At 67.7% G+C, this 25,444-nt stretch carries 28 protein-coding genes; 23 read left to right on the top strand and 5 right to left on the bottom strand.

Annotation, left to right across the window (positions count from 1 at the left end; translation table 11 throughout):
- Positions 1-33: 33 nt before the first annotated feature.
- The 5 genes from OHA10_RS39465 (at position 34) to OHA10_RS39445 (ending at position 4,564) form a co-directional block, all read left to right on the top strand.
- Complete coding sequence (locus tag OHA10_RS39465) at positions 34-906, top strand: class I SAM-dependent methyltransferase (RefSeq protein WP_371408043.1); 873 nt, start codon at positions 34-36, stop codon at positions 904-906.
- Positions 876-1,358, top strand: coding sequence for an NUDIX domain-containing protein (locus OHA10_RS39460; protein WP_371403890.1), 483 nt, complete (start codon positions 876-878; stop codon positions 1,356-1,358). Before OHA10_RS39465 ends, OHA10_RS39460 begins: the two co-directional genes overlap by 31 nt.
- A gap of 64 nt (positions 1,359-1,422) precedes the next feature.
- Positions 1,423-3,201 (top strand): 3-hydroxyacyl-CoA dehydrogenase family protein, encoded by a 1,779-nt coding sequence (locus OHA10_RS39455; RefSeq protein ID WP_371403889.1) that lies wholly within the window; start codon positions 1,423-1,425, stop codon positions 3,199-3,201.
- 20 nt (positions 3,202-3,221) lie between these two features.
- Positions 3,222-3,527, top strand: a complete 306-nt coding sequence (locus OHA10_RS39450) for a hypothetical protein (protein WP_371403888.1) — start codon at positions 3,222-3,224, stop codon at positions 3,525-3,527.
- Complete coding sequence (locus tag OHA10_RS39445; protein ID WP_371403887.1) at positions 3,524-4,564, top strand: zeta toxin family protein; 1,041 nt, start codon at positions 3,524-3,526, stop codon at positions 4,562-4,564. The genes OHA10_RS39450 and OHA10_RS39445 overlap by 4 nt, the downstream gene beginning before the upstream one ends.
- A gap of 4 nt (positions 4,565-4,568) precedes the next feature.
- On the opposite strand, the gene OHA10_RS39440 is transcribed toward OHA10_RS39445, so the two are convergent.
- Positions 4,569-5,351 carry a phytanoyl-CoA dioxygenase family protein gene (locus OHA10_RS39440; RefSeq protein WP_371403886.1) on the bottom strand — a complete coding sequence of 261 codons (783 nt, stop codon included), beginning with the start codon at positions 5,349-5,351 and terminating at the stop codon, positions 4,569-4,571.
- A 168-nt stretch (positions 5,352-5,519) separates the two neighbouring features.
- Here OHA10_RS39440 and OHA10_RS39435 point away from each other — a divergent pair, with 168 nt between their 5' ends.
- From OHA10_RS39435 to OHA10_RS39420, 4 genes are read left to right on the top strand one after another with little or no spacing between them, the layout of a single operon-like run.
- Positions 5,520-6,317, top strand: a complete 798-nt coding sequence (locus OHA10_RS39435; RefSeq protein WP_371403885.1) for a helix-turn-helix domain-containing protein — start codon at positions 5,520-5,522, stop codon at positions 6,315-6,317.
- A 10-nt stretch (positions 6,318-6,327) separates the two neighbouring features.
- Positions 6,328-7,185, top strand: coding sequence for an ABC transporter substrate-binding protein (locus OHA10_RS39430; RefSeq protein ID WP_371403884.1), 858 nt, complete (start codon positions 6,328-6,330; stop codon positions 7,183-7,185).
- Entirely contained in the window at positions 7,182-8,033 is an 852-nt protein-coding gene (locus OHA10_RS39425; RefSeq protein ID WP_371403883.1) for an amino acid ABC transporter permease, read from the top strand. Before OHA10_RS39430 ends, OHA10_RS39425 begins: the two co-directional genes overlap by 4 nt.
- The gene (locus OHA10_RS39420) at positions 8,030-8,773 is read left to right on the top strand and encodes an amino acid ABC transporter ATP-binding protein (RefSeq protein ID WP_371403882.1); all 744 of its coding nucleotides are present in this window, start codon (positions 8,030-8,032) and stop codon (positions 8,771-8,773) included. The genes OHA10_RS39425 and OHA10_RS39420 overlap by 4 nt, the downstream gene beginning before the upstream one ends.
- Here OHA10_RS39420 and OHA10_RS39415 read toward each other — a convergent pair.
- Both OHA10_RS39415 and OHA10_RS39410 read right to left on the bottom strand, forming a co-directional pair.
- Positions 8,751-9,398 (bottom strand): response regulator transcription factor, encoded by a 648-nt coding sequence (locus tag OHA10_RS39415; protein WP_137259446.1) that lies wholly within the window; start codon positions 9,396-9,398, stop codon positions 8,751-8,753. The genes OHA10_RS39420 and OHA10_RS39415 overlap by 23 nt on opposite strands.
- Positions 9,350-10,648 carry a sensor histidine kinase gene (locus tag OHA10_RS39410; RefSeq protein WP_371403881.1) on the bottom strand — a complete coding sequence of 433 codons (1,299 nt, stop codon included), beginning with the start codon at positions 10,646-10,648 and terminating at the stop codon, positions 9,350-9,352. Before OHA10_RS39410 ends, OHA10_RS39415 begins: the two co-directional genes overlap by 49 nt.
- A gap of 149 nt (positions 10,649-10,797) precedes the next feature.
- Here OHA10_RS39410 and OHA10_RS39405 point away from each other — a divergent pair, with 149 nt between their 5' ends.
- From OHA10_RS39405 to OHA10_RS39355, 11 genes are all read left to right on the top strand, one after another.
- Positions 10,798-11,802, top strand: coding sequence for a fatty acid desaturase (locus tag OHA10_RS39405; protein WP_371403880.1), 1,005 nt, complete (start codon positions 10,798-10,800; stop codon positions 11,800-11,802).
- A gap of 87 nt (positions 11,803-11,889) precedes the next feature.
- Positions 11,890-13,290, top strand: a complete 1,401-nt coding sequence (locus tag OHA10_RS39400) for a M28 family peptidase (protein ID WP_371403879.1) — start codon at positions 11,890-11,892, stop codon at positions 13,288-13,290.
- A 36-nt stretch (positions 13,291-13,326) separates the two neighbouring features.
- Entirely contained in the window at positions 13,327-13,620 is a 294-nt protein-coding gene (locus OHA10_RS39395) for a hypothetical protein (protein WP_137259442.1), read from the top strand.
- 11 nt (positions 13,621-13,631) lie between these two features.
- Positions 13,632-14,399: an alpha/beta fold hydrolase gene (locus tag OHA10_RS39390; protein WP_371403878.1), complete on the top strand. Its 768-nt coding sequence runs from the start codon at positions 13,632-13,634 to the stop codon at positions 14,397-14,399.
- A gap of 107 nt (positions 14,400-14,506) precedes the next feature.
- Positions 14,507-15,613, top strand: coding sequence for an exo-beta-N-acetylmuramidase NamZ domain-containing protein (locus OHA10_RS39385; RefSeq protein ID WP_371403877.1), 1,107 nt, complete (start codon positions 14,507-14,509; stop codon positions 15,611-15,613).
- The gene (locus tag OHA10_RS39380) at positions 15,610-16,611 is read left to right on the top strand and encodes a GNAT family N-acetyltransferase (protein ID WP_371403876.1); all 1,002 of its coding nucleotides are present in this window, start codon (positions 15,610-15,612) and stop codon (positions 16,609-16,611) included. Before OHA10_RS39385 ends, OHA10_RS39380 begins: the two co-directional genes overlap by 4 nt.
- 1 nt (position 16,612) lies before the next feature.
- A complete protein-coding gene (locus OHA10_RS39375) occupies positions 16,613-17,893 on the top strand; it encodes an extracellular solute-binding protein (RefSeq protein WP_371403875.1) in 1,281 nt (426 codons plus the stop codon).
- Positions 17,890-18,837: a carbohydrate ABC transporter permease gene (locus OHA10_RS39370; RefSeq protein ID WP_371403874.1), complete on the top strand. Its 948-nt coding sequence runs from the start codon at positions 17,890-17,892 to the stop codon at positions 18,835-18,837. The genes OHA10_RS39375 and OHA10_RS39370 overlap by 4 nt, the downstream gene beginning before the upstream one ends.
- A complete protein-coding gene (locus OHA10_RS39365) occupies positions 18,834-19,709 on the top strand; it encodes a carbohydrate ABC transporter permease (protein ID WP_371403873.1) in 876 nt (291 codons plus the stop codon). Before OHA10_RS39370 ends, OHA10_RS39365 begins: the two co-directional genes overlap by 4 nt.
- Positions 19,710-19,719: 10 nt before the next feature.
- Positions 19,720-20,469 (top strand): PIG-L deacetylase family protein, encoded by a 750-nt coding sequence (locus OHA10_RS39360; protein ID WP_371403872.1) that lies wholly within the window; start codon positions 19,720-19,722, stop codon positions 20,467-20,469.
- Between the two features lie 164 nt (positions 20,470-20,633).
- Positions 20,634-21,920 carry a hypothetical protein gene (locus OHA10_RS39355; protein ID WP_371403871.1) on the top strand — a complete coding sequence of 429 codons (1,287 nt, stop codon included), beginning with the start codon at positions 20,634-20,636 and terminating at the stop codon, positions 21,918-21,920.
- Between the two features lie 249 nt (positions 21,921-22,169).
- Here OHA10_RS39355 and OHA10_RS39350 read toward each other — a convergent pair whose 3' ends face one another.
- Entirely contained in the window at positions 22,170-22,502 is a 333-nt protein-coding gene (locus OHA10_RS39350) for a PadR family transcriptional regulator (RefSeq protein WP_371408042.1), read from the bottom strand.
- A 98-nt stretch (positions 22,503-22,600) separates the two neighbouring features.
- Here OHA10_RS39350 and OHA10_RS39345 point away from each other — a divergent pair, with 98 nt between their 5' ends.
- Together OHA10_RS39345 and OHA10_RS39340 are read left to right on the top strand one after the other, a co-directional pair.
- A complete protein-coding gene (locus OHA10_RS39345; protein WP_371403870.1) occupies positions 22,601-23,374 on the top strand; it encodes a carbohydrate deacetylase in 774 nt (257 codons plus the stop codon).
- Entirely contained in the window at positions 23,371-23,901 is a 531-nt protein-coding gene (locus OHA10_RS39340) for a GNAT family N-acetyltransferase (RefSeq protein WP_371403869.1), read from the top strand. Before OHA10_RS39345 ends, OHA10_RS39340 begins: the two co-directional genes overlap by 4 nt.
- Here the strand turns inward: OHA10_RS39340 and OHA10_RS39335 are convergent.
- Positions 23,854-24,618, bottom strand: coding sequence for a helix-turn-helix domain-containing protein (locus OHA10_RS39335; RefSeq protein WP_371403868.1), 765 nt, complete (start codon positions 24,616-24,618; stop codon positions 23,854-23,856). The genes OHA10_RS39340 and OHA10_RS39335 overlap by 48 nt on opposite strands.
- A gap of 64 nt (positions 24,619-24,682) precedes the next feature.
- On the opposite strand from OHA10_RS39335, the gene OHA10_RS39330 reads away from it, so the two are divergent.
- The gene (locus OHA10_RS39330; protein WP_371403867.1) at positions 24,683-25,444 is read left to right on the top strand and encodes a phytanoyl-CoA dioxygenase family protein; all 762 of its coding nucleotides are present in this window, start codon (positions 24,683-24,685) and stop codon (positions 25,442-25,444) included.

Raw genomic sequence — 25,444 nt, 5'->3', positions numbered from 1 at the left:
CATCCGGAGTGGGAGGGTGGATGCGTGAATCTCATGTGTCCCGCCCGCATTCTGCTGCTGCCCGGTGATGTCCAGGAGGCGGCGGTCGGTGAGCGGGTCGCCCAGGTGTACGCCGGCACGTTCGAGGCGGCCGCGGGATCGCGGCTCGCGGAGCGGCTCGGCGTTCGGCTGACCGTCGTACCGGAGCTGACGCAGCGGCCGGACGAGGAGCTGCAGGCGATCGCGGACCTGCATCGCGGCGAGACGGTCGTCGTGCTCGGCGTGGATCTCGGCCTCAAGCTTCCGGCAACCGTCGAGCACACCGGCGACGGCTGGACCCGGGTGGCGACCGACAACGAGGTGACGTTGTCGGCGTACGAGCAGGCGGCGGAGAAGTTCCGCGACTCGATCCCGCTCGAGCCGAACCACGAGCTGATCGATCTGCTCGCCGAGCTGGTTCAGCCCGGCGGTCGCGTGCTCGAGCTCGGCAGCGGGACCGGGCGCGACGCTCTCGAGCTCGAACGCCGCGGCTTCGTCGTACGCCGGACCGATGCGACCCAGGCGTTCATCGACATGATGCGGGCCGACGGGTACGCCGTCGACCGGTTGAACGCGATCACCGACGACTTCGGCGGACCGTACGACGCGGTCTTCGCCGACGCGGTGTTCCTGCACTTCGACCGTCCCGACCTGGCCCAGGTACTGCGCAAGGCGGCGCGATCGGCCCCGGTGCTGGCGTTCGCGACCCGCGAAGGCAAGGGCGAGGAATGGTCCGACCGCAACCTGGATCTGCCTCGGCACTTCGTCCTCTGGCAGGAGGATGCGTTGCGCGAGCTGCTGAAGAGCACCGGCTGGACAGTGCAGGGGCTGGAACGCGGCGAGGGCAAGTTCGGGATGTGGTTCTACGTGCTGGCGACGCGCGCATGATCCGGGCCGGCGTCGTACTGCTCACCGAGGACGGGATCGCGGCGATCGAGCGCGTCCGGGACGGGAAGACGTACTACGTTCTGCCCGGCGGCCAGGTCGAGGACGGGGAGAGCCCGGCCGAGACGGCCCGCCGCGAGATCTACGAGGAGCTCGGGCTGCTGGTGAAGATCCGCAGCGTCGTCGCGGTCGTGCACTTCGGCGACAGCACGCAGCACTACTTCTGCGCGGACGTGATCGGCGGCGAGTTCGGCACCGGCGACGGTCCGGAGCTGGCGAGCCCGGCCGAGTCCGAGCGCGGGAGCTACCGCGCGGTCTGGCTGCCGCTGCCCGAGCTGGCCGGGCTGGATCTGCGGCCGCGGCCGATCGCGGCGGCGCTGCTGGCGGCGCCGGATCCGCTCTGGTTGCTGGACGGCTGGACGGAGACGCCGGTCGTGTACGACGAGAACGTGTGAGGTTGGCCTCCCCGGTGATGCAACTCATGGGCGGACCACCAGCCGGACTGGCATAGTGCAGAGCATGGCTCGGGAATTGACGACTGTGGGTGTGGTGGGTCTCGGCACGATGGGCGCCGGGATCGCCGAGGTGTTCGCGCGCAACGGGCTGACGGTGGTCGGCGTCGAGCGTGACGAGGAGGCCGCCGAGCGCGGCCGCGGCCACATCCAGCACTCGACCGACCGGGCCGTGAAGCGCGGCAAGCTGTCGGTCGAGGACCAGCAGGCGCTGTTCGACCGGGTCACGTTCGCCACCTCGATGGAGGCGCTGGCCGACTGCGACCTGGTGATCGAGGCCGTCGTCGAGCGGCTCGAGCTGAAGCGCGAGATCTTCGCCGCGCTGGACAAGATCGTCGGCGAGGACGCGATCCTGGCCACCAACACGTCGTCGTTGTCGGTCACCGAGATCTCCGTCGCCACCCAGCGCCCGCGCCGCGTCGTCGGCATGCACTTCTTCAACCCGGCGCCGGTGCAGGAGTTCGTCGAGGTGATCAAGACCGTCGTCACCGAGCCGGACGTGGTCGACGACGTCCAGGCGCTGGCCCGCCGGCTCGACAAGGTCCCGGTGGTCGCCGCCGACCGGGCCGGTTTCATCGCCAACGCGCTGCTGTTCGGCTACCTGAACCACGCCGTCTCGATGGTCGAGTCGCGGTACGCCACGCGTGAGGACGTCGACGCGGCGATGCGGCTCGGCTGCGGGTACCCGATGGGTCCGCTGGCGCTGCTCGACCTGATCGGGCTCGACACGGCGTACGAGATCCTCGACACGATGTACAAGCAGGGCCGCAACCGGCTGCACGCGCCGGCGCCGATCCTCAAGCAGATGGTCACCGCCGGACTGCTCGGCCGGAAGACCGGACGCGGCTTCTACACCTATGAAGGTCCGGACTCGCCGGTCGTGGTGGACGACGAGCACACCCCGTCGACCGCCGGCGGTGCGCCGGCCGTCCGCGCGATCAAGCAGGTCGGCGTGGTCGGCTCCGGCACGATGGCGGTCGGGATCGTCGAGGTCTGCGCCAAGGCCGGGTACGACGTCCTCTATGTTGCCCGCGGCACCGAAAAGGTGGACCGCGTCCGGGCGGCGCTGGAACGCTCGCTGGAGAAGGGCGTCCAGCGCGGCAAGCTGTCCTCGGAGGAGCGCGACGCCGCGCTGCGCCGGGTCACCGGTACGGCGAAGCTCGACGAGCTCGCGTCCGTCGACCTGGTGGTCGAGGCCGTGGTCGAGGAGCTCAGCGTCAAGCAGGCGCTGTTCGAGACGTTCGACGAGATCTGCAAGCCGGGCGCGATCCTGGCGACCACGACGTCCTCGCTGCCGGTGATCGACCTTGCGATGGCGACCAAGCGGCCGTCCGACGTGGTCGGTCTGCACTTCTTCAACCCCGCGCCGGTGATGCAGCTGGTCGAGGTCGTCAGCACGGTCAGCACCGCACCCGAGGTCGCCGACACGGTCGCTGCCGTGGCCGTTGCCGCAGGCAAGCACCCGGTGCGCTGCGGCGACCGGGCCGGCTTCATCGTCAACGCGCTGCTGTTCCCGTACCTGAACGACGCGGTCCGGATGCTCGAGGCCCACTACGCCGGCGTCGACGACATCGACGCCGCGATGAAGCTCGGCTGCCGCCTCCCGATGGGCCCGTTCGCCCTCCTCGACGTGGTCGGCCTGGACGTCGCACTCGCGATCCAGCGCACCTTGTACCTGGAGTTCCGCGAGCCCGGCTTCGCCCCGGCCCCGCTGCTCGAGCACCTGGTCACGGCCGGCTACCTCGGCCGCAAGACCGGACGCGGCTTCCGCGACTACGCGAGCTGATCCCACGCTACGCTGCGTGCATGCCGGACGAACCGAACAAGCACATCACCGAGGCTCTCGGTGGTGAGTTCATCCCGCCGCTGAGCCACGAGGAGCGCAAAGAACGCGAGCGCGTCCGAAACCTGATCCAAGGTGTGGCGACGCGTTACAACTCGCTGGTCCACCTGGAGACCGACGACGCACGCCGCGCCGAGCTGGTCGCGCAACGAGCCTACTACGACGAAGAGTTCCGCCGCCAGGAATCGATGTCGCCCGAGGAGCGTCAGGAGGTCCTGCGCACGTACCCGGACATCCTGGCTCGGCTCCGGGCCGACCTCGGGGAATGAACGCCCTCGCGCTGACTCCGGCCGAGGCTGCCGAGGTCACCGCCCGGCGACTCAACCAGATCACTCCGCCGTTCCCGCCGTCGCGGGCACCGGGGATGCGCCCGATGGCAGTCCTGATCGGCGGCCAGCCCGGCGCCGGCAAGTCGACCACTCAGCGACTCGTGCATCGGGCGCTCGGCGAGTTCACCACGGCCTCGTACGACTTCGACGACAACGCCGTCGCGCATCCGCGGTACGCCGCGATCCTCAGCAAGGGGCGGATCGACGCGCATCGGGACGTCCACGAACACCTGCCGCCGGATCTGCATCGGCGCTGCGTCGACCACCTGACCACGGGCGAGACGCAGTACGACCTGGTCGCGAGTGCGCCGCTGTCGTGGGACCAGGGGGCCAGGCCGTGGGTGGACGGCCTGGCCAACGAGGGGTATCGCGTCGCGGTCGTCTACATCGCGACCAACGACGCGAACAGCCTGCTCGGCGTCGCGGACCGTTACCAGGAGGCCGTCGACGCCAACGGGATCGGCCGTTGGGTGGAGCCACGGCTGCATGATCAGGCCTACCGCGGCGTGCCGGACGCTGCACATGCGCTGGAGTCGGAGGCGTACGTCGACGACATCTATGTCGTGGACCGGGACGGGAACGTGCTGTTCGAGAACCACCGGTTGCCGGACGGGACGATGGAGCGCGAGCCCGGTGCGCGGCAGGCGATCATCGACGAGCGCGAGCGTCCGCCGACGCCGGCCGAGCGGGAGCACTTCCGGCAGACCGCGATGGGGCTGCTGCGGCACGAGCCCGAGGTGGCCGAGCCGGTCCGCGACGCGGTCAGTGAAGCGATGCAGCGGGAGGTGGCGCGGGCCGCACCTGCGGACCACGGTCGCCAGGCGGGCACGCAGAGCCGGATCGACGCCCGGATCGCCCACCATGCCGCTTCGTCCGGCGTCGGTCCGCCGAGGGGAATCACCGCACCACCGCGGCCGGACGGCGCCCACAGCCCCGGGTCCCGCCGGCCGGGCTCGGGACATACCCTCGACCGCTGACCTGCTACGGCTCCATTTCGGCGTAGTCGCCGCATGGGCCGCCGCCGATGGCTTCGGGGAGGACTGTTTCGCGGCGGTCGAGTTTGACGAGCGGGTTGTAGAAGGCGGCGATCTCGACGCTGTCCTCCGGGATGTAGTGGAAGATCAGCGAACGCCGGAAGCGGTCGTCGGTGCTGTTCGGACGCGATCCGTGCACCACACTGCCGTGGAAGAACAGCACGTCGCCGGCCTTCATCTTGGTCTGCACCTTGCTGAGGCCGTCCGGCACCGGGACCTCGACCGTGGTGAACGACTCGGTGAGGTCGGCAGGCTCCGGGCAGACCAGTTCGGTCTTGTGCGAGCCGGGCACGACGGCGAGCCCGCCGTTCTCCTCGTCGACGTCGTCGACCGCGATCCACGCCGCCAGACAGGTCTCCGGATCGGCGCGCAGGAACGTGTTGTCCTGGTGCAGCGCCTGCCCGCGGGCGCCCGGGGGCTTGAAGTAGAACATCGACTGGGCACCCAGTGCAGGCCCGATCAGCGCCTGGACGACATCGAGGATCCGGCTGTCCAGCATCAACTCGAGCGAGAGCCGCCCGGCCTCGACGTCGGTCCGCCGGTGCGGGTGCACGAACCGCGGATACTTCGCCAGCGGGTCGTCCGCCGGTACGCCGTCGTCGATCGCGAGCGAATGATCGACGGCGACCTGCTCCATGAACACGGTCTTGATCCGCTCGACCTCAGCGGAATCGAGCAACTGGGGAACCTGGACGATGCCGTCCCGCTGGTAGATGTCGACGACGGTCATGGGGCCTCCCGGCCTGGACTGAGGAGCGGAGGGAGCGAAGCGACCGGAGCGACGAGGGAAGGCCGGGAGTTACAGCCCCATGACCCGCCGCGCCGGAGGCGTGGCATATGCACTGTCATGTCTCCAGGGTGCGACGGCGAGCGCTTGCCGACGATACGCTAATGAGCTGTGAACCTTCGAGATCCTGCTGACTCGCCGATCCCGGTCGTGCGCCGGGTGGCGACCGGTGAGTTCGAGGAAGGCCCTGACTACGCGACGTACCGGCGCCGGGGTACGACGGACTGGCTGCTGGTCCAGACCCTCGACGGCCAGGGACGATTCGGTCATGTCGCCGCCGTTCCGGGCAGTGTCACGCTGGTCCGCCCCGGCACGCTGCACGACTACGCCACAGTCGGCGACCGGTGGCACTTCCTGTACGCGCACATGAACCCGAAGCCCGACTGGCTCCCGCTGCTCGACTGGCCGGAAGTTGCTCCTGGCATCGTTCAGCTGCAGCCGGCCGGCCCCACCTTCGACCGGATCGCGGACCATCTCCGCGACGCCGTACGCCATCAGCGCAGCGTGCTCCCGCAGGCCGAGCAGCTGAGCGCAAACTCGCTCGAAGCGGCGCTGCTGTGGTGCGACACCCAGAACCCGAAGGCCGTCCAGATCGACGACCGTCTGCTCCGCGCGATCGAGCTCGTCGACCAGGATCTGACCGCCGACCTCGACATCCCGCGGCTCGCGCGAGCGGTGAACCTGTCGGTCTCCCGCTTCGCCCACCTGTTCCGCGACCAGCTCGGCGTCAGCCCGCAACAGTTCGTCGAACGCCGCCGCCTCGACGCCGCGGCCCGTCTGCTCGAACTGACGGGCCGCTCGGTCGCGTCCGTCGCCGCCGAGGTCGGCTATGCGGACCCGCTCTACTTTTCGACACGCTTCCGTCTACACACCGGATCGAGCCCCACTGCTTACCGCAAGAGGTCTTAGGCTTCTCCGCATGAGAACGCGTGCAGTGGTGGGGCTGGCGGTGCTGGCTGTCGTGGGGCTCGGGGCGTGTGCGCCGGAGGACAACTCGTCGTCTGGGTCCTCGACGCCGTCCGGGGCGGATGCCTGTGCGAAGGACAAGCTGGCGGTGAAGACGGCCGGCGCGCTGACGGTCGGCACCGACAAACCGGCGTACGAGCCGTGGTTCAGCAACAACGACCCGAGCAACGGCAAGGGGTACGAGTCGGCTGTCACCTACGCGGTGGCGAAGAAGCTCGGCTTCGAGCAGGCTGAGGTGAAGTGGAAGACGGTGCAGTTCAACACCGCGTTCGCGCCCGGACCGAAGACGTTCGACCTGGACGTGAACCAGGTCTCGATCTCGGAGGACCGGCGCAAGGCCGTCGACTTCTCGTCCGGGTACTACGACGTCCGGCAGACCGTGATCACGACCGCGGGCAGCAAGATCGCGAACGCGAAGTCGGTCGCCGAACTGGTCGACGCGAAGCTCGGCGCCCAGGTCGGTACGACGAGCTACACCGCGCTGCGCGACCAGGTGAAGCCGAAGCAGACCCCTGCCGTGTTCGACACCAACGACCTGGCCGTGCAGGCGCTGAAGAACAAGCAGATCGACGGCATCGTGGTCGACCTGCCGACCGCGTTCTACATGACCGCGGCGCAGCTCGACAACGGCAAGATCGTCGGTCAGCTGCCGTCGACTGGGACTACCGAGCAGTTCGGGTTCGTGCTCGAGAAGGGCTCGAAGCTGACCGGCTGCGTCACGCAGGCGGTCGACGCGCTCAAGTCCGACGGCACCCTGGCCAACCTGCAGAAGCAGTACCTGACCCAGTCCGGCGCTCCCGAGCTCTCGTGAGTACGTGGCAACCGTCCGAGTTGCAGCGTGAGCGGATCGCGTACCGGCGCGGCCGAGCCCGGCGATCGACGCTGATCGCGGTCGCCAGCTCGGTGGTCCTGCTCGCGCTGGTTGCCATCGGCATCGGTTCCACCCCGGGCTGGCCGCGGGTCCGGGAGACGTTCTTCGACGTCCACCGCGGCTGGGAGGCGCTCCCGGTCGTTGCCCAGGGTCTCTGGCTGAACATCCGGGTGATGCTGAGCTGCGCCGTACTCATCGTGATCTTCGGCATGACGCTGGCGATCATGCGGACCTTGCGCGGCCCGATCTTCTTCCCGCTGCGGGTGTTCGCGGCCGCCTATACGGACATCTTCCGCGGACTCCCGCTGCTGCTGGTGATCTTCCTGCTCGGCTTCGGCGTACCGGCCCTGCAACTGCGCGGGTTGCCGAACCAGGCAGTGATCTGGGGCGGCGCGGCGCTGGTCCTGACCTACTCGTCGTACGTCGCTGAGGTCTTCCGCGCCGGCATCGAGTCGGTGCACCCGTCGCAGCGGGCGGCAGCGCGCTCGCTCGGCCTGACGTATCGCCAGACACTTCGCTTCGTCGTACTCCCGCAGGCCGTACGCCGCGTCCTGCCGCCGCTGCTGAACGATTTCGTCAGCCTGCAGAAGGATTCCGGCCTGATCGCCGTCCTCGGTGTGATCGACGCGATCCGGGCCGCCCAGCTCGAGACGGCCGAGGACTTCAACTTCACGCCGTACGTCGTGGCCGGTCTGCTGTTCGTCGCGCTGACGATCCCGCTGACGCGATTGACCGACTACGTCGCCCGCCGCCAAGGCTGGTACGGCGGGGGAGGTGGTCTGGTATGAGCCTGTTGTCGTTGCGCGGAGTCCGGAAGGTGTACGGCGAGAACGTCGTGCTCGACGGGTTCGATCTGGATGTCGACGCGGGGGAGTGCGTCGTACTGATCGGCGCCTCCGGGTCCGGGAAGTCGACGTTGTTGCGATGCGTGAACCTGCTCGAGACGGTCGACGACGGCGTGGTCGAGCTGGCCGGCGTCGACATCACCGATCCGCGGGTCGACGCGGACAAGGTGCGGTCGGGGATCGGGATCGTGTTCCAGGCGTACAACCTGTTCCCGCATCTGAGCGTGCTCGACAACATCACGCTCGCGCCGATCCGGGTGCACGGCGTACGGCGCGAGGTCGCGCGGGCACGGGCGCTGGAGATGCTGGAGCGGGTCGGGCTCGCCGACAAGGCCGTGGCGAAGCCGGACGAGCTGTCCGGCGGTCAGCAGCAGCGGGCCGCGATCGCGCGCGCGATGGTGAACTCACCCCAGCTGATGCTGCTCGACGAGGTCACGTCGGCGCTCGACCCCGAGCTCGTCGGCGAGGTCCTGGACCTGCTCCGCGAACTCAAGTCCGAAGGCATGACGATGCTCGTCTGCACGCACGAGATGGCCTTCGCCCGCGACGTCGCCGACCGGGTCTGCTTCCTCCACCACGGCCGCCCGCTCGAAGTCGGCCCACCCGCCCAGGTCCTGGACGCACCCCGCGAGGTGCGGACCAGGGAGTTCCTGAGCCGGGTCAGCGGGACGACAGGTAGGTGAGGACCGCGATCACGCGGCGGTTGTCGTCCTCGGACGGGGGCAGGTCGAGCTTGGCGAAGATGTTGTTGGTGTGCTTGCTGACCGCTTTCTCGGTGACGAAGAGCGCGCTCGCGATCGCGGCGTTGGAGCGTCCTTCGGCCATCAGGCCCAGGACCTCGGACTCGCGGGGCGTGAGCCGGCCGATCGGTTCGTCGCGGGTGTTGCGCGCGAGCAGCTGACCGATCACGTCCGGGTCCATCGCAGTACCGCCGGCCGCGACCCGGCGGACCGCGTCCAGGAACTCGGCGACGTTCGACACCCGGTCCTTGAGCAGGTACCCGACGCCGCCGCCACCGCCGGTGAGAAGCTCGCGCGCGTACAGCTGCTCGACGTACTGCGAGAGCACCAGGATCGGCAGGCCGGGGACCTGGCTGCGGGCCTCGATCGCCGCCTTCAGACCCTCGTCGGTGAAGGTCGGTGGCAACCGGACGTCGACCACGGCAACGTCCGGCCGGTGCTCCACGAGTGCGGGCACCAGCCGGGGTCCGTTGTCGACCGCCTCCACGACCTCGAAGTCGTGCGCCTCCAGCAGGCGGATCAGGCCGTCCCGGAGGAGGGCGTGGTCTTCAGCGATGAGGACTCGCAAGGCAGCTCCATGATCACGGTGGTCGGCCCGGCGCTCGGGCTCACCACGGTCAACGTACCGTCGAAGGCGGCCAGCCGCCGCTCGATACCGTACAGACCCCCACCGGGCCTGACCACGGCACCGCCGATGCCGTCGTCGCCGACGATCATGTGCAGCTTCTCGTCCTCGTGGGTGATCTGGATCCACGCAGTGGTCGCGGCCGAGTACTTGACCGCGTTCGCGAGGCATTCGGCGACCGCGAAGTACGCCGCGGACTCGACCGGCGCGGGCGGCCGGCCAGGTACGTCGTACGTGACGTCGACCTTGAACGGGCAGGACATCGCCAGCGCCTTGACCGCGCCATCCAGACCGCGGTCGGCCAGCACCGGCGGGTGGATCCCGCGGACCAGGTCGCGCAGCTCGGACAGCGCCGTACTCGCCGACTCGCGGGCCTCGGTCAGCAGGGCAGCCGCCTGGGCCGGGTCGCGGGCGACCATCTCCTCGGCCATCCCGAGGTTCATGCTCAGCGCGGCCAGGCGGGCCTGGGCGCCGTCGTGCAGGTCGCGCTCGATCCGGCGCAGCTCGGCCGCCTGGGTGTCGACGGTCTCCGCACGGGACTCGGCCAGCTCGCGGACCCGCATCGCCAGCTTCGCGCTCTCGGTCGGGCCGAGCAGCGAGCGGGCCAGGAACGCGTTCGCCTTCAGCAGCCGCTCGCCGGCGGCCTGCCAGATCAGGAACGCGATCAGCGCGACCGGCATCAGCAGGAAGCTGGTCCAGAAGTTCACGGTCAGCAGCCCGCCGAACGGCTCGGTGAATACGCCCTCCGGCGTCACGCCGACGAGCAGCGGGTAGACCAGATAGAACAGTGTGGCCAGGAACAGGACGGCGCTCAGCAGACACAGAGTGAACCCGAGTACGGCGTTCACGAGCAGCCAGATGATGTCCCGCCAGGTCTGCGGGTCGGTGAGGATGGTCCGCAGCCGCATCAGCATGCCGGGCATCGGCGGCTTCTTGTACGGCCGCGGGATCCGCTCGCCGAGGAAGCCGGCCAGGATCGTGCGGTGGCAGTTCGCGAACCACCGGGCGGCCGGGACGACCACCAGCAGCAGCGGGATCCCGACCCACACCGCGATCAGCGGCACGGAAACCACGCTGAGCACGAACAGGGCGATCCCCAGCTCCGCCAGGATCGCGAGGAAGAGCGCGATCCACGGCTGCGCGAGCTTGGGGTACCGCATCGGCGGCGCCTCGGTGGTGGCCACGGTAGTCATGCCTCCATCATGACCGAGGGTGAGGCGAGCAGCAGTGGAGTTATCCCCACTCTGTCCCGGGCTCCAGCTCCCCGGTCACTCCGGGTAGTAGCACTCGTGTGCGCGGCCGCTCGGGCGACAAGGCTGGAGCCATGACAGCGACAATTCCCATGACAGGGACCAAGGGTAGCGATTTCGCACCCCTGCTCCGGGAGATCAAGGCCGCCGGGCTGCTGGAGCGCCGTACGGCGGCGTACGCGATGGCGATCGGGATCAACGTGGCCCTGATGGCCCTGACCTGGGCGGCGATCGCCGCGGTCGGCGCCTCGTGGTGGGTCGTGCTGCTCGCCCTCCCGCTGGGCATCCTGACCACCCGGGCGGCGTTCTTCGGGCACGACGCCGGTCACCAGCAGATCGCCAGCTCGCGCAAGCTGCACGACTGGATCGGGATGCTGCACGGCAACGTCGTACTCGGGATGAGCTACGCCTGGTGGAACGACAAGCACAACCGCCACCACGCCAACCCGAACCACACCGACAAGGACCCGGACGTCGGCGAGGGCGTGTTCGTCTGGACGCTCCAGCAGGCCGAGGGCCGCAAGGGTCTGGAGGGCTGGCTGACCCGCAACCAGGCGAAGGTCTTCTTCCCGCTGCTCACGCTCGAGGGTTTCAACCTCAAGGTGTCGAGCATCCGCTTCCTGCTGGCGCGTCGCCGTACGCATCGGCTCGAGCTGGGTCTGATGGCCGCGCATGTGGTGCTGTACCTGACCGCGCTGTTCCTGATCATGTCGCCGGCGCAGGCGCTGGTGTTCGCGCTGGTGCACCACATGGTGTTCGGGCTGCACCTCGGCAGCGTGTTCGCGCCGAACCACAAGGGCATGGAGATGCCCGACGACGACAGCAACTGGGGCCACCTAGAGAAGCAGGTACTCACGTCCCGCAACGTGAACGGCAGTCTGGTCACCGACTGGATGATGGGCGGACTCAACTACCAGATCGAGCACCACCTGTTCCCGAGCATGCCGCGAGCCAATCTCCGGTTCGCCCAGCCGATCGTGCGCGGGTACTGCGAACGCATCGGAATGCCCTACATTTCAACGGGTTTGATCGATTCGTACCGAATGGGGTTGCGCCATATGCACGAGGTCGGCGAGCAACTTCGTGCCAATGCCTAGCAATCGCCAGGAACCTCTAGGCGACTCAGTCGCAGGTGGGTTACGGTCTGGCTTCTCGGGGCCGCCCACCTGCGTGAGGAGACCTTCATGACCGACAGATCCGATCGATCCGGTCTGAGTCGCCGTGGATTGCTCATTGCCGGCGTTGCCGCCGCAACCGCCGTACCGGTCGCACCCGCATGGGGTGCCGACGACCTTCGGCCGGGGGCGGTGACCCGGCCGAAGCTGGACAAGTACGACCGGCAGATCGTGTCGGGACTGTCCTCCGACCGTGCCCTGCAGCACCTACAGGTGTTGTCGGAACGCATCGGCCCGCGCATCGGCGGGACGCCGAGCGAGAAGCGCGCGGCCGACTACATCGCGGGACAGCTCGACAAGTTCGGCTACCGCACCAGGCTCGAACCGTTCCCGGTGGCGGACAAGTTCCTTGCCCAGATCACCGACGTCCGCGGGATGCTGCCGGACGACCTGTGCTGGCAGGCCGGCGCTGCCCCGGGCGGCAAGCTGGACGTCACCGTCGAAGGTCCGGTGCGCGACGTCGGCCCTGCCACTGCGCCCGTCTGGCCTGCCGAGGTCGCGGGAACGATCGTCATCGCGGACGACACCGCCGCGGCTCGGCCGACGTTTGTCGCGGAGGCTGCTGCGCGGGGTGCGGTCGGCGTGATCCTGCTGCCTGCCGACCAGGTGTACCCGCGGCGCGCGTCGGCGTTCTCACCGAGCGGTCTGACCGGCGCGCCGATCCCGGTGATCGGTGTCGCTCAGGTGCAGAAGCGGTTGATCCGCGAGGCGCTCGCGGTCGTCACCTCGCTGCCACTGCGGATCAGTACGGCCGCCCACCGCGGCCTGATGTCGAACAACGTGATCGGCGAGCGCCGCGGCAAGTCCGGCGCCGCCGGGCCGATCGTGTCGGTGAGCGCCCACTACGACTCGGTGATCGGTGCGCCGGGTGCGAACGACGACGGCTCGGGCACCGTACTCACGATGGAGCTCGCGCGGGTCTTCAGCCGGATCCCCACGAGCGCGACCCTGCGGTTCTCGCTGTGGGGATCGGAGGAGCAGGGTCTGATCGGCTCGCGGTACCACGTTGCGCAGCTGCCACAGGAGCAACGCGACCGCCATCTGGCCGTCTTCCAGAACGACATGGTCGCGACCAGTTGGGACCCGGCAGTCACCTATTGGCTGCTGTCGTTCACCGGTCTCGCGAACACCGCGACCGACGCGGTGCGGGCCGCCGGTCAACGGCTCGGATACGACGCGCAACTGGTCGGACCGGTCGAGCGTGGCGCGTCCGATCACCAGTCCTTCCAGGAGGTCGGGATCGCGTCGGCCAACTTCTCGTGGCGGGGTGAGATTGCGCCGTCGTACCTCGAACCGCCGTACCACTCGCCCGAGGACACGATCGCGAAGAACGTCAGCCTCGAGCGGCTGCAGGTCTCGATGGAGCTGATCGGGTGTGCGGCGTACTCGGTCGCGCGTGGCTCTTCGTGAGGGTGAGCTAGGTCATACGACTAGCCTTGAGGGGCTATGTCGCGCAGAAGGCCTTCCAAGTGGCAGCGGCCGGTCAGTGACCGGCCGCTGCTCGGTGGTACCCAGAGCCGTGAGGCGAAGGCCGACGGCGAGTGGAACGTGCGGCGGGTGTCCGGCTCCGCGTCCGCGAAGTCGTACCGCTGCCCGGGCTGCGACCAGCAGATCCTGCCGGCCACCCCACATGTCGTCGTCTGGCCGGAGAACCCCAGCCTGCTCGGTGCGATCGGCGGTGCGCAGTCGCTGGACGAGCGGCGCCACTGGCACACGGCCTGCTGGCAACGGAGCCGTTGAAAGGTGTCTGTATGAAGCTTCCGGTCACGTCTTACGGCGACGCCGGTACGCCGGTCGTCGTGATGCACGGGCTGTTCGGCTCGGGTCGGAACTGGATGACTGCAGCGCGCCGTCTCGCGGACAAGCACCGCGTGTTCGCGTTCGACCTGCGCAACCACGGGACCTCGCCGCACGTCGACACGATGAGCTACCCGGAGATGGCCGCCGACGTCCGCGAGACGATCGAGTCGCTCGGGGTCGGGCCGGTCGCGCTGGTCGGGCACTCGATGGGTGGCAAGACCGCGATGCTGACTGCGCTGGTGTACCCGCAGGTGGTCGAGCGGCTGGTTGTGGTTGATGCGGCTCCGGTCGTCTATCCGCCGGCCTTCGTCGAGTACGCGCAGGCGATGCGGAACGCCGATCTGTCGTCGGTGAGCCGTCGCGCCGAGGTGGACGCGCAGTTGGTGTCTGCCGTACCTACGCCGGGGACGCGTGCGTTCCTGCTGCAGAACTTGATCCTGGATGCCGATGGTGCGCGGTGGCGGCCGAACCTGCCGGTGATCGAGGCCGCGTTGCCGGCGATCTCGGGCTGGCCCGCGGAGGCTGCCGGGCTCGTGTACGACGGGCCGACGCTGTTCATCTTCGGCGGGAAGTCCGACTACGTGCAGCAGGACCATCGCGAGACGATCGCCGCCTACTTCCCGCAGGTCCAGTACGCCGAGGTCCCGGAGGCAGGTCACTGGGTCCACGCCGAGCGGCTCGACGACTTCCTGGCAGCGCTCACGCCGTTCCTCGGCTGACGTTGGTAAACGTTTGTCCGTAATCCATTGACCTCCGCCTGACATCATCGGTAAGTTTTCAACCCAGTTCCTGCAGGATCCATGATCTGGGTTTGGTGGTGGCGGCGATGGTGGTCCGGACCGGCGCGCAGCGTCTGGCCGAGGACCGGGGGCTGGTGCCCGACGGGCGCCTGGGACTGATCACGAACTTCACCGGCGTACTGCCGGATCTCACGCCGACCTCGGTCGCGTTGCGTGCAGCCGGTCTGCCGTTGACGGCGTTGTTCGGTCCCGAGCACGGCCTCCGGGGTACGGCGCAAGCGGGTGCGAGTGAAGGCGAGGGTGTCGATCCCGATACCGGGTTGCCGGTCTTCGACACCTACCTGCGGCACGGGCGGGAGCTCGACGACCTGTTCTCCGGCGTCGATGTGCTGCTGTTCGACATCCAGGACATCGGGACGCGGTTCTACACCTACATCTGGACGATGTACGACTGCCAGCAGGCGGCCGCTCGGCTTGGCATGCCATTTGTCGTCCTCGACCGGCCGAACCCGCTCGGCGGTGTCCGGGTCGAGGGACCGGTGCTGCAGCCGGGGTTCGAGAGCTTCATCGGGCGGGCGCCGATTCCGTTGCGGCACGGGCTGACCGTCGGCGAGCTCGCGCGACAGTTGGGTGAGGCAACGGTCATCCCGGTCGACGGCTGGACGCCCGACTCGTGGGGGACCGGTATGCCATGGGTCCCGCCGTCGCCGAACATGCCGACGCCGGACACAGCTTTGGTATACCCCGGGACGGGCCTGTTCGAGGGCACGAATCTCAGCGAGGGCCGCGGTACGACGCGGCCGTTCGAGACCATCGGGGCGCCGTACGTCGACGATCGGCTCGTGCCGGCGCTGTCTGACTGCGCGTTGCCTGGCGTGATCTTCCGGCGGACGTGGTTCGAGCCGGTGTTCAGCAAGTACGCGGGCCAGGCGGCGTCCGGCCTACAGCTTCATGTCGTCGATCGGGACGCGTTCGAGCCGGTGCGGACCGCGCTGGTGATGCTTCGGGTGCTGAACGAGCTGTATCCGGACAGTTTCGGGATGCTGCCGTCGCTGGACCGGCTGTGGGGCTCGGACTCGTTGCGCAAGGCGCTCGAGGCCGGCGACGACCCGGTCGATCTCTTGCCCGCGGCAACCACGCCTTCCGGCTGGGTGCGACCTGACGTACTGCTCTACGAAGGGACTGCCCGATGACAGCCTCCGGCTCGACGCCGCCCTCCGGTGTGACGGTTCGGTCGTTCCAGGTCGGCGACGGGCCGGCTCTCGCCGACGGCTGGACCGCCGCGGCGCCTGCCGACCCGATCTCCTATCAGCGGTTCCGCGACTTGTTCCTGCTCGACCGCAACTTCGACGCGGCCGGTCTGCAGGTGGCCGTGGTGGATGACCAGATCGTCGGCGCGGCGTACGCGGTGCGGCGGCTGATCGCGGTCGACGCCGACGACCTCGAGCCTACGGCCGGCTGGATCCCGTTCTTCTTCGTGCATCCGGAGTACCGGCGGCGCGGTGTCGGTCGCCTGTTGTTGACAGCGGCAATGGATTGGCTGCGGTCGCACGGGCGGTCCGACGTCTTCTTCTCGTCGTACACGCCGAACTACTTCCTCCCCGGCCTCGACAGCGTGCGCTATCCGGCTGCCGCCCGGCTGCTGGCCGGCCTGGGGTTCGAGCGGCAGTACGACGCGGTCGCGATGGACCGCGGCCTGGTCGGGTATGCCATTCCGGACGAGGTCCGGAAGCGGATCGATGCCCTGACCGCCGAGGGCTACAGCTTTGGTATACCAACCGATGACGAGCTGACCGCGCTGATCACGATCGCCGGCGCGGAGTTCAACCCGGACTGGGCGCGCGCGATCCGCGAGGGCGTCGTCTCCGGTCTGCCATTGGAGCGCATCGTGGTGGCGCGCAACCCCGGCGGGGCGATCCTCGGCTGGGCGATGCATGGCACCTATGAAGGGGTGATCGACCGCTTCGGGCCGTTCGGCGTACTGCCGGCCTCGCGCGGCACCGGTCTCGGGAAGGTGCTGCTGCACCTGACGCTCGAGCGGATGGTTGCCGCCGGCGCCCACTCTGCCTGGTTCCTGTGGACCGGCGAGAAGTCCGCGGCCGGGCAGCTGTACCTGAAGACGGGGTTCGACATCACCCGCACGTTCACCATCCTCCGGGCGCCCCTGCGCCCGGCTGACTTTGAGGAGTGACATGCGCATTGCCAGATGTGTGCGGCTTGCCGTCGTCCTGGGGCTCCTGGCTACGAGCGCCGCCTGCGGAGGCGGAAGCGACTCCGGTAGTGGCGGCAAGGTCGAGCTGACACTGCTGAGCCACTACAGCGACGGCCCGTCGAAGGACGGGCTCGACAAGATGATCGCCGAGTGGAACAAGGACAACCCGAAGATCCAGGTGAAGGCGCAGGTGGTCAAGTTCGACGACCTGCTCACCACGATGACGGTCCGGCAGACCGGCGGCCGCGGTGCGGACATCGTCAGCGCGTACGGCCTGTGGGGCGGCCAGTTGATGAAGGCGAACGTCGTGGCGAAGGTGCCGGACGACATCGCGACCAAGATCAAGGCGGAGTACAGTCCGGCCGCGCTGGGCGCCGTCACCACCGGCGACACGCTCCTCGGCTACCCGACCGAGTTGAACACCTACGTGCTCTTCTACAACAAGTCGATCCTCGCCGCGGCCGGCATCGCCAAGCCGCCGACGACCTGGGCCGAGCTCGCCGACGCCGCGAAGAAGACGGTCAAGCGCGATGCCAAGGGCAACATCCAGGTCGAGGGCCTGAGCCTGATCCAGGACGGCGACAACAAATCGGTGCACCCGTTCCTGTCGCTGCTCGACTCGGCCGGCGGCAAGTTCCTCGGCCCGGACGGCACGCCGCAGTTCGACAACGACCAGGGCAAGGCGGCGCTGAAGTTCGAGGGCGATCTGGCGGCCGCGAAGGCGTCGAACACCTCGATCTCGCCGACCAAGCAGTTCCGCAGCGGCGGTGTCGCGATGGCGATCCAGGCCGGCTGGTGGATCGGCAGCCTCAAGACGCAGATGAAGGACAAGTACGCCTCGGACGTCGGCGTGACCGCGATCCCCGGGCCGACGCCGGGTAGCAAGGGCTCGCTGGCGTACGGGTTCTTCATGGGCGTGAACCAGCGCAGCAAGCACGCGGACGAGGCGTGGAAGTTCCTGACCTGGCTGAACGAGCACAAGGCAGAGGGCAGCAACGTCACCGAGACCGGTAAATGGCTCGCCGACCAGGGCCTGATCCCGCCGCGGACGGCCGACCAGGCGGAGTACAAGAAGACGCTGTCCGACCCGAACCTGGCTCCGATCTACGACGCGGCGACGTACGCGATGGCGGAGCCGAACCAGCCGGGTGCGTACGAGGCGAAGACCGCGCTGCACAACGCGATCATGACGGTTCTTGCTGACGGCAAGAATCCGGACGACGCACTGGCGCAGGCGGCGAAGGCCGTCAAGCCGCAATGACCACCGCGGTCGGCAGGGTCGGCGCTGACGGCATGGCCGCGGCGCCGGCCCGGCGGGTCGGCAAGCTGCATCGCGAGGGGCTCGCGGCGTACCTGTTCCTGTCGCCGGCGCTGCTGTTCTTCTGCGTGTTCCTGATCCTGCCGTTCATCTTCGCGATCGTGCTGGCGTTCTCGGACTGGGGCGGGTTCGATCTCGGCACGCTGAAGTGGGCCGGGTTCTCGAACTTCGGCGACGTCCTGAGCTTCGACGGAACCTTCGTCAAGCCGATCCTCGTGAACACGTTGCTGTTCGCGTTCGGATCGGTGTTCCTGGCAACGTTCGGCTCGGTGCTGGTTGCCTACTGCATCGACCGCTTGTCGTTCCAGGGGTTCTGGCGGGTGCTGTACTTTCTCCCGGTGGTCGCGACGGTGGTTGCGATCGGCAACGTGTGGAAGATGATGTACCAGCCGGCCGGCCTGATCAACGCGGTACTGAACAAGCTCGGGGTGAACAGCGTCGGCTTCCTGTCCGATTCGTCGTTCGCGCTGCCGTCGGTGACCGTCGTCCACGCGTGGGCCTCGATCGGCGGCGCCGTACTCATCCTGACCGCCGGCCTGAAGGCCATCCCGGAGATGTACTACGAGGCCGCCGAGGTGGACGGTGCGAACTCGTGGCACACGTTCTGGTCGATCACGTTGCCGTTGCTGCGGCCGGCGTTGCTGTTCGTGCTGATCACGCAGTTCATCGGCGGGTTGCAGTCGTTCGCGCTGATCATCGTGATGACCGGTGACGGCGGGCCGGTGAACGCGACGAACGTGGCGGCGTTCGAGATGTACCAGCGGGCGTTCAAGTTCGGCGCCTGGGGGACGGCGAGCGCGATGGCGATGGTGCTGTTCGTGATCATCCTCGCGATCACGTTGCTCCAGTTGTGGATCGCCCGGCGGCGTGGAGAGGAGACCTCGTGAAGCGGCGCGGCAAGTTCCCGTGGTTCGCGTACCTGGTGGTGATCCTCGGCGCGGTGGCGATGGTGATGCCGTTCCTCGACATGGTGATGAGCTCGTTCAAGGGCCCGGGGGAGTACGGCGTGATTCCGTACAAGCTGCTGCCCTCGTCGTTCAACCTCGACAACTACCGCGATGCGTTCTCCCAGCTGGAGTTGGGGCGGCTGTTCCGGAACAGCGTGATCGTCACGGTCTCGGTGACGATCTCGGTGCTGGTGACGTCGTCGATGGCCGGGTACGCGCTGGCCAAGCTGCGGTTCCGCGGGCGGGCGGTGATCTTCCGGTTCATCCTCGCGACGATGATGCTGCCGCCGTTCCTGCTGCTGATCCCGACGTTCCTGATCATGCTGAACTGGCCGCTTGCCGGTGGCAACGACATCCTCGGCCGCGGTGGTGACGGCGGACTGACGACCAGTCTGGTGGCGCTGATCCTGCCGTTCGCGGTCAGCGGTTTCGGCATCTTCCTGATGCGGCAGTTCATGGTGTCGCTGCCGGACGAGATGCTCGAGGCGGCCAAGATCGACGGCGCGAACCAGTGGCAGACCTGGCGGCTGATCGTGCTGCCACAGACCAAGCCGGTGGCGATCACGCTCGGGCTGATCACGTTCATCGGCACCTGGAACGAGTACATCTGGACGCTGCTGATCTCGTCCTCCGACCCCGACCTGCAGACGTTGCCGGTCGGCATTCAGCTGTTGCAGAGCTTCCTCGACCCGGACCGCACGATGCCGATCGTGATGGCCGGGCTGGTGATCAGCACGCTGCCGGTGCTGGTCGTCTTCCTGCTGTTCCAGAAGTACTACGTGCGCGGCGTCGTACTCAGTGGCCTGAAATGAGGAGACGGTTGTGACCCTTGTGAACAGAACAGTGCTCGCCATCGGAGCGCACATCGGCGACATGGACCTGACCGCGGGGCCGACGCTGGCCAAGCTGGTCATGGAGGGCGCGTCGGCCACGATCGTCGCGCTGACACCGGGCGAACGCGGTCACCCGCGGCTGACGCCGGCGGAGTACAAGAAGCAGAAGATCGCCGAGGGTACGGCGTTCGCGGACGCGATCGGCGCGGACTTCGTGATGTTCGACCAGAGCGACGGCTTCCTGCCCGACACCGACGACGTGGCGCTCGAGCTGGCCCGGATCATCCGCGAGAAGCAGCCCGACACGATCATCACCCACTGGAAGCACTCCATCCACAGCGACCACGAGAACGCCGCCGCCCTGGCTGAGCGTGCCCGCTTCCTGGCCGGGCTGCCGATCGATCCGTCGGACGACTTCTCCACGCCGTACCCGGATCTGGTCGCCAAGCTCGCCGCCCTCCCGCGGCACGGCGTCCGCAGCTTCCTCCACGCCGAGAACTGGGAGGACATGGAAGGCTTCACGCCGTCGTTGTATGTCCCCATCCCCGACGAGGCCTTCTACCGCTGGGTCTCCGCCATCCGCCACCAGGCCTTCGCCCGCGGCGAAACCTACGGCTTCCGCTACATCGACTACTACACCGCCCTGATGACCACCCGAGGCTGCCTCGCCTCCTACCCCCGAGCCTGCGCCTTCCACACCAACCAAGCCCCGGAAGTCACCAAACTCGCCGGCCCGTAGGGGACTGTCAACCCGCTGTCAATGACATTCGAAAACCGTCGAAGTCTCGCGTCAGTAAAGAACTTCCGGCCGGTCGTGCGAGACATGTATCTCCACGGCCTGCCGGTGCATCTGGATAAGAGAGGCGGCTGTTTGGCCCAGGGCTGAGCGTAGGTGGGGTTGAGATGGACGACAGGATTGATCAAGAGCCGATGGAAGGACAAGGCGATCTGGTCGCCGTGTCGTCCGGCAATCCAGAGCGTCAACCCTCGCAAGAGGAAGTCAGGGAGAAACTGGTCACCCTCGAGGCAAGCTTCCGCAAGGCCGGTTTGCCATCACTCAGCCGCGGGCTCGACAGCAAGTACAGGCGCCATGCGCTCCTGATCACATCCGCCCTCGCCGGGACGCTGTATCTTGGCTACCTTGCGATCCTGCTTCTCCCGCCCGTGTCGTATGAGCCCGGAGTGACAACTTCTATCGCGGTCAACGTTGTGATCGTAGTCCTGGTCGTGTTCGGCTGGCAGGAGTATCGCGGTCCGGTCAACCGTCGCGGGACGCTCATGATATCGAGAGCGCCATTTCTCGCCGTTGTCCTCGGCGTAGCGTCCGGAGTGGTTGCTGCAGGGATCACATGGTTTTTTGACGACAACCCGAGGCCTCTTCGGGCTGCCGTGCTCGCTGCGGTGTGGACGATTCTCTTCGAGCCCGTGATGATGCTGCTGGGTTCTGTTGCAGTGGTTCTGCTGCACGTGCTGCAATCCCTGCGGAAGGGTCTGCCGAGCGGGGCCGGCCGCAGCTTCGTTGTCATGCCCACGGTCCTGGCGGTGCTGTTGATCGTCTTCGTCACGGAGGACGCGTGGCGTTTGTTCGGGGATGTTTCCACCGGTGCTCTGGTGTCGACGATAGTATTGCTGTTCGCGCTCGCATTGTATCTTCAGTATTTGAAGGTGCGATCATTTTGTACGCAGATGCGTGATCTGCCGGAAGATTCGGTAGAAGTATCCGAGGGTACGTCGCACCTGAGCGACGTCATCGTAAAATTCGTTGGCACGCCGGGCCTGGCGCCGCTGACGCGAGCCCAGCGTCTGAATGTCTCCGCCCTCCTTCTTGCCACCGCGCTGGTGAGGCTGCTCTTCCTCGGACTCTTCACCGCTGGCATTCTGACTTTGTTCGGTATCATTCTGGTTGATGAGCGGCATGGCAATTCGTTGATGGGTAGTGAAGCCATTCATGTCGTCGGGCACTTAGATATCCCCATGCACGGCTCCGTGTTGACGGAAGAGCTTCTTCGCCTGGCCGGCGTGCTTGGCGCGTTCGCCGGACTTGCCTTCTCGGCTGAACCACGGGCAAGTTCTGTGGGGGCCGACGCCTCTACTTCGTCTGAGCTGATCTCAGAAGAGGAGTTGGATCGAATCAGGGTGCTTATCAAGTCGTACGCCTACTATCGGAGCGCTGCTGCACGGGTTGGTTAGTGTCGACATGTGATCCCACCGGGGCACAGCCGTCCGGTTACGCCGTAGGACGTGCCCTCGGCAGATACTCGTATCTGAGGGCCACTGTCGTGGAGGTTCGGGTTGCTGGATGGGCCGCGAGGATCGTGGCTAGGGTGACCAGGAGGATGGTGCCGAGGGGGACCACCACGGGGACACGACTCGGTCTCGGGGTGCCGCCTGAGATGTTGTAGCCGGCGATGTAGAGGAGGACGCCGTCGGGGATCGAGATTAGGGCAGGGCCTTGAGATCTAGGATCGCCCGTTCGACCAGCAGCTCCGCGACCACCTGGTTGCCGTCGGCCACGAGGGTCGTGTCAAGGTTCCACAGCGACCGCAGGTACTCGCGCCGCTGCCCGGCCTCGGTGAGTTCGTACATCCGCTTGCGCCGTCCGTCGCCTTCGACGCTCTGCCCGACGACCAACCCGTCCCGCTCGATCCGCGCTAGGGTCGAGTAGATCTGCCCGGCGTTCATCGCCGGCAGCAACTCGCCGAACTCCTGCCCGAGCGTCTGCCTGATTTCGTACCCGTGCCGGCTCTCGTCCGCGAGTACGGCGAGGAACAGTGAGGCTGCATAGATAGCGAGGGATATATGCCTGCTATCAGTCTGTCCAGGTTGAGTGTCCCCGGGCGGGGTACGGTCGTGGTCGGCTCTGTCGGCGGATGGTGGGAGTGGGCGTGGCTGAGGTTCGGTTGGTTGTGCAGTCGGATGACTTTGGGATGCTTCACGCTGTGAACGTCGGGACGGTGCAGGCGTTTCGGGACGGGATCGTGACGCAGGTGTCGACGATGGCGGCTTGTCCTTGGTTTACCGAGGCGGCGGCGTTGGCGCGGGAGTACGGGATTCCGGTCGGGGTGCATCAGACGCTGACGTGTGAGTGGGACTTTCTGCGGTGGCGGCCGCTGACGGACGGGGCGTCGTTGGTGGGGGAGGACGGGACGTTCCTGCGGTCGGTGGCCGAGGCGCAGGCGTCGGTGACTCATGAGGACTCGGTGCGGGAGCTGAACGCGCAGGTTGCGAAGTTCGCGGCGGAAGGGCTGGCGATCGAGTACCTCGACGTACACATGGGGCAGTCCGCGACACCCGCGGCGTACGACGAGGTGTCGAGTGCGGCGGGGAAGCCGTTCATCTACGGGGCGGTGGAGTCGCAGCGGTTCGGGTCGATCGAGACGTTGAGCGACCGGGACGCGGATGTGAAGAGGGCGTGGCTGCTCGAATACCTCGACAAGTTGACGCCGGGAGTGCATCTGCTGGTGACGCACTGCGCGGCTGCGGAGCCTGAGCTCGGCGCGCTGCACAGGCCCGGGTCCTACACGTACCGGTGGGCCGAGGAGTACCGGCTGTCCGACCAGGAGCTCGTCATGGATCCCGAGATCCGCAAGGCGATCGAGGAACGCGGCATCGAGCTCACGACGGTCGCCGCTGCCTTCTCGTGATCAGCGCGGGCCGGCTGCTGCTGCGGCCGTTCACGGTGGCGGATGTCTCGTGGGTGTACGAGGTGTCGCAGGATCCGCTGCTGCAGCAGTACGTCGGCGTGCCCTCGCCGTACCTGATGGAGCACGCGCAGTACTTCGTGGAGCACCTCGCCATCGGGAATCCACGGCGGGTCGAGTTCGTGGTCGAGGAGTCCGGTGAGCGGCTTGCGCGCGTCGGGCTCGGCCTGCGTGGGGACGGTACTGCGGAGGTCGGCTACTGGACTGCCCCCGCCGCACGTGGCCGGGGCGTCGCGCCGGCAGCGGTGCGGGCGGTCTGTCGGTGGGCCTTCGAGACGCAGGGCCTGGAGCTGATCGAATGGCGTGCGGAGATCGGGAATCACGGCTCGCGTCGCGTTGCGGAGAAGGCCGGCTTCGTGATGGAGGGGCAGTTGCGCAAGCGGCTGGTGCATCACGGGCAGCGGGTCGATGCGTGGATCGGCTCACTGCTCAAGGACGAACTCGGTACTTCGGAGGGCGCCGGGCGGTGAGCCGGTCGCTGCCTTGATGTGGCGGGTCAGGTGGCTGACGGAGTGGTAGCCGGTGAGGTCGGCGATCGCCTGCAGCGGCAGTGTCGAGTTGCGGATGTGTGAGAGGGCGTGGCGCAGGCGTACCGCTTGGAGTGCGGCCTGCGGGCTCGTACCGCGGAGGCGGGTGAAGGCGGCTCGCAGGCCGGACGGGGAGATGCCGAGGTCGGCGGCGGCGGTGGCGATCCGGAGACCGCTCGCGAAGCGCTCCTCGAAGATGCGCTCGGCTTCGATGACTAGTTGCTCGGCCGGGGTTGTGGGTGGAGCGGCCGCCGCGCGGCGTAGGCGGAGGTCCAGCTCGGACAGGAGCAGTGCGCGGAGTTCCTCGTTGTTCTCGCGTACGAGGGCGTCGAAGACCCGGCCGAGCGTGTGGTCGGCGTCGTCGTAGCAGAGTCGGGGCCACGGGTGGGTCGCAGCGGCGTCGACCTGGAGGAAGCGGTTGGCGTACCCGGTGCGGCTCTGCTCGGCATGCCAGGTGCTCGGTGGGGTCAGCAGTACGGTGCCGGGCGTCGCGGCGTACGTCTCCTCGCCGACGGGGCAGGTGATGCGGCCGCGAACGTAGTACACGACCTCCCAGGAGGTGTGCGCGTGCAGCGGGTAGTCCTTGCCGGGGGCCGCCGTGTGTACGCCGGCGCCGAGCAGCCGTAGCGATTTGTGCATAAGCCCTGTCGCCTTCTGCATTGTTTCCTGGGTACGCCGGATTGATGCTGGCATCGATTCGTGCATCTTGGGAAGGAGAGCTGTGATGGATATGGCGACCGCATTACGCGATCTCGGCGTGACCGACGACGTACTCACCCAAGCCGAGAAGGACCAGCTCGACCGCGACGGGTTCCTCCCGCTGGAGGGGATCCTGACGCTCGAGGAGGTGTCGGCGCTCAACAAGCGGCTGGCGGAGCTGACCGCGGCCGAGGGGGAGCGGGCCGGCCTCGAAGTACATCAGGAGAAGGGCACGGACCGGCTCGCCGATCTGGTCAACAAGGACCCGAAGTTCGAGGTGTGCTTCAGTCATCCGCGCGTGCTGGCCGCGATGCAGCACGTGCTGGGCGAGTTCAAACTGTCGTCGCTCAACAGCCGCGCGGCTCTACCTGGTGAGGGGCATCAGGGGCTCCATGCGGACTTCGGGCACCCCGTCCAACCGGGCGAGTACCAAGTCTGCAACTCGATCTGGCTCCTCGACGACTTCACCCCCGAGAACGGCGCCACCCGAGTAGTCCCCGGCTCCCACCGCCGCGGCACCATGCCCGGCGACGAGATGCCCAACCCCGGCGACCCCCACCCCGACCAGATCCAACTAACCGGCCCAGCCGGCACCGTCGTCGTCTTCAACAGCCACCTCTGGCACGGCGGCACCCAGAACCAAACCCAGTCCCCCCGCCGAGCCCTCCACTCCTACTTCGCCCTCCGCCACCTACCGCAACAGCTCGACCAGCAGTCCTACATCCGAGTAGAAACCTACAAACGCCTAACCCCAGCCCAACGCTTCATCCTCGACGTCAGCGCCTGA

This window comes from Kribbella sp. NBC_00662, from assembly GCF_041430295.1.
Classification (GTDB): domain Bacteria; phylum Actinomycetota; class Actinomycetes; order Propionibacteriales; family Kribbellaceae; genus Kribbella.
Note: the sequence above shows the minus strand (reverse complement) of the source record. Positions and strands in the feature narration are given on the sequence as shown.